Source organism: Phytobacter massiliensis JC163, assembly GCF_000321045.1.
In the GTDB taxonomy this organism is placed as follows: domain Bacteria; phylum Pseudomonadota; class Gammaproteobacteria; order Enterobacterales; family Enterobacteriaceae; genus Phytobacter_A; species Phytobacter_A massiliensis.
On record NZ_HE578945.1, the window covers coordinates 1,341,102 to 1,344,833 of the forward strand.

Sequence of the window (3,732 nt, forward strand, 5' to 3'; positions counted from 1 at the left end):
ACATCGGCGGGCTGCTGGACTATCAGGCGGATAACGTTCAGCACCGCTATAAGCCGCAGGCGCAGCCGTTGCGGTTAATTATTCCACGGCTGCACCTGTACGTTGCCGATTAAGCGGGCTTCATACTGCCGACCATCGATTCAGGGCGAACCCAGCTGTCAAACTCGTCTTCCGTCAGGTAACCCAGCGCCAGCGCCGAGGCCTTAAGGGTCAGCCCCTCTTTATGGGCTTTTTTGGCGATTTCCGCCGCCTTGTCGTAGCCGATATGGGTATTGAGCGCCGTGACCAGCATCAGCGATTCGTTAAGGAGCTGGTCGATGCGCTCCCGGTTCGGCTCAATCCCCACCGCGCAGTGCGCGTTAAAGCTCTCCATGCCGTCCGCCAGCAGGCGCACCGACTGCAGGAAATTGTGGATCACCATCGGGCGGAAAACGTTCAGCTCAAAGTTGCCTGACGCGCCGCCCATATTCACCGCCACATCGTTGCCGAGCACCTGGCAGCAGAGCATGGTCATGGCTTCACACTGGGTCGGGTTCACTTTACCCGGCATGATAGAGCTGCCCGGCTCGTTCTCAGGGATAGCGATTTCGCCAATGCCGCAGCGCGGGCCGGACGCCAGCCAGCGCACATCGTTGGCGATTTTCATCAGCGACGCCGCCAGCCCTTTTAATGCGCCGTGAGCGTGAACCAGCGCATCGCAGGTGGCCAGCGCCTCAAATTTATTGGGCGCGGTGATAAAAGGCTGGCGGGTAAAGTTGGCCAGCTCTTCCGCCACCCGTCGGGCATACTCCGGATGGGTGTTGAGACCCGTCCCCACCGCCGTACCGCCCAGCGCCAGTTCACCCAGATGCGGCAGCGTCAGTTCAATATGGCGCAGATTATGCTCCAGCATCGCGACCCAGCCGGAGATCTCCTGGCCCAGTGTCAGCGGCGTGGCGTCCTGGAGATGGGTGCGGCCAATTTTGACGATATCGGCGAAAGCGATGGCCTTCTCGTTCAGGGTCTTTTTAAGCACCAGAAGCTGGGGTAACAGATGTTCGCGCAGGGCGATAATCGCCGCCACGTGCATCGCCGTAGGAAAAACGTCGTTCGAGCTCTGGCTTTTGTTAACGTCGTCATTGGGGTGCACCTTGCGCGCCATACCCCGCTCGCCGCCAAGCAGCTCGCTGGCGCGGTTGGCCAGCACCTCGTTCATGTTCATGTTGCTCTGGGTGCCGGAGCCGGTTTGCCAGATAGCCAGCGGGAACTCGTCAGGATGTTTGCCCGCCAGCACTTCGTCCGCCGCCGCAATAATGGCGTTCGCTTTCTCATCCGCCAGCAGCCCCAGGTCCTGGTTAACTTTGGCCGCCGCCCGCTTGGTCAGCGCCAGCGCGTGAATAAGCGAAACGGGCATCTTCTCGGTGGAGATACGAAAATGCTCAAGCGAGCGCTGGGTCTGCGCGCCCCATAATTTATCCGCCGGGACGTCAATGGCCCCCATTGAATCTTTCTCACTGCGATGCGTTGTCATTACTTTCTCCCTGTTACAAAGTGATATTGAGGACCGACATTGCCCACCTGCCAGAAGATAAGTATTGCTGCCCGTCACGGCATCGTTTATTGCTTCGTGCGCTAACTGTAGCGCAAAAAAACGCCCCGCAGGGCGTTAGAGGTTGTTGACAAAACCGGGAGTGACAAAAAAGCGGCACAATGACGGTAGCCCGGATAAGGCGTTTCACCGCATCCGGGAGTCCCGGGTGCGCATGCTTACCTGGGCTACGCCGTTCCATGCATTCCTGTTGGCTTTGTCAGCAGTCTGAAACGCCCCGCAGGGCGTTAAGGTTATTTTACGCAGCGGGCGCACTGCCCCGACTGGATTTGCGCGAAGAAGTCGTTGCCTTTATCGTCCACCAGAATAAAGGCCGGGAAATCCTCCACTTCAATTTTCCAGATAGCCTCCATACCCAGTTCCGGGTAAGCCACGCACTCCAGGCTCTTAATACTGTTTTGCGCCAGTATCGCCGCCGGGCCGCCAATGCTGCCAAGGTAGAAGCCGCCGTGTTTATGGCAGGCATCGGTCACCTGCTGGCTACGGTTGCCTTTCGCCAGCATGATCATACTGCCGCCGTTCGACTGTAGCTGGTCAACATAGGAGTCCATACGCCCGGCTGTGGTCGGCCCCAGCGAACCCGAGGCATACCCTTCCGGCGTTTTTGCCGGCCCTGCATAGTAAATGGGGTGGTCTTTAACATACTGCGGCAGAGGCTGCCCGGCATCCATCAGCTCTTTCAGTTTGGCGTGGGCGATATCGCGGGCAACAATAATCGTGCCGGTCAGCGACAGGCGGGTGGAGACGGGATACTGCCGGAGCTGGGCGAGAATCACTTCCATCGGCCGGTTGAGGTCGACGTGAATGGCCTCCCCTTCGCCTGCCTGGCGCAGCGCTTCAGGGATGTATTTGCCGGGGTTTTGCTCCAGCTTTTCCAGCCAGATGCCGTCGCGGTTGATTTTGGCTTTGATATTGCGATCCGCCGAGCAGGAGACACCCATCCCCACCGGGCACGAAGCGCCGTGGCGCGGCAGGCGGACCACGCGGATATCATGGGCAAAATATTTGCCGCCAAACTGCGCGCCCAGCCCCAGCTGCTGCGCTTCTTGCAGCAGTTCCTGCTCAAGCTGCACATCACGGAAAGCCTGACCATGCTCGTTACCCTCGGTGGGCAGGCCGTCATAATATTTGGTCGACGCCAGCTTCACCGTTTTCAGCGTGGCTTCCGCGCTGGTGCCGCCAATCACAAACGCGATGTGATACGGCGGGCAGGCCGCGGTGCCCAGCGTGCGCATTTTCTCGACCAGATAATTTTTCAGTTTGCCAGGGCTGAGCAGCGCCTTGGTCTCCTGGTAAAGATAGGTCTTGTTAGCCGAACCGCCGCCTTTGGCGATACAGAGGAATTTATACTCATCGCCGTCCACGCTGTAGAGATCGATCTGAGCAGGCAGGTTGGTGCCGGTATTGACCTCTTTATACATATCCAGCGCGGCGTTTTGCGAGTAGCGCAGGTTATCGTGGGCGTAGGTATTGTAAACACCCTGCGCCAGCGCGGCCTCATCGCCGCCGCCGGTCCAGACACGCTGCCCTTTTTTACCCATGATGATGGCGGTGCCGGTATCCTGACAGGTCGGCAAAATGCCTTTGGCGGCAATTTCGGAGTTACGCAGAAATTGCAGAGCGACGTACTTGTCGTTCTCGCTGGCCTCTGGATCGTTAAGAATGTCCGCGACCTGCTGTTGATGGGCCGGGCGAAGCAAAAAAGAGGCGTCATGGAAAGCGTGCTGCGCCAGTAACGTCAGCGCCTGAGGGGCGACCTTGAGAATCTCCTGCCCTTCGAACTCAGCGACGGAGACGTAATCACTGCTGAGCAAGTAGTATTCGGTTTCGTCCTTTTTCAGCGGAAAAGGCTCTTGGTAGTAAAAGGGTTTGTTCGACATTGTACTCTCACTTACAACACGTTCTGGTTATGGTTCGGGCAGGCGTTCCATCTGCCCCCGACAAAAGCGAGTCCGCATATCGTACACAATTTTTTAACAAAAACTGAGACTAGTACGACTTTTTACAGGCGAAGGTTACTTCGCGCAGATTTATTGCTTTAATACACGCAGTTAAGTTGATCATCATGAAGGGCGTGATAATGCAAAAACTCATTAACTCGGTGCAAAACTATGCCTGGGGAAGTAAAACTGCGTTAACGGAAC

3 protein-coding genes are annotated in these 3,732 nt (G+C 57.3%); 1 reads left to right on the forward strand and 2 read right to left on the reverse strand.

Features of this window, described 5'->3' with window-relative positions; all coding sequences use genetic code 11:
- The first annotated feature begins 2 nt into the window (after nt 1-2).
- The gene (locus ENTHG_RS24070) at nt 3-113 is read left to right on the forward strand and encodes a DNA replication terminus site-binding protein (protein WP_425325298.1); all 111 of its coding nucleotides are present in this window, start codon (nt 3-5) and stop codon (nt 111-113) included.
- Here the strand turns inward: ENTHG_RS24070 and fumC are convergent.
- Both fumC and fumA read right to left on the reverse strand, forming a co-directional pair.
- Entirely contained in the window at nt 110-1,510 is a 1,401-nt protein-coding gene (gene fumC / locus ENTHG_RS06620; RefSeq protein WP_044176892.1) for a class II fumarate hydratase, read from the reverse strand. The genes ENTHG_RS24070 and fumC overlap by 4 nt on opposite strands.
- A 311-nt stretch (nt 1,511-1,821) precedes the next feature.
- On the reverse strand, nt 1,822-3,468 hold the full coding sequence (fumA, locus tag ENTHG_RS06625) for a class I fumarate hydratase FumA (RefSeq protein ID WP_044176904.1): 1,647 nt from the start codon (nt 3,466-3,468) through the stop codon (nt 1,822-1,824).
- Nucleotides 3,469-3,732: the final 264 nt, after the last annotated feature.

Excerpts from the sequence above, each read along its gene's own strand:
- fumA (WP_044176904.1), bottom strand. The coding sequence starts at position 3,468 with ATGTCGAACAAACCCTTTTACTACCAAGAGCCTTTTCCGCTGAAAAAG.
- fumC (WP_044176892.1), bottom strand. The coding sequence starts at position 1,510 with ATGACAACGCATCGCAGTGAGAAAGATTCAATGGGGGCCATTGACGTC.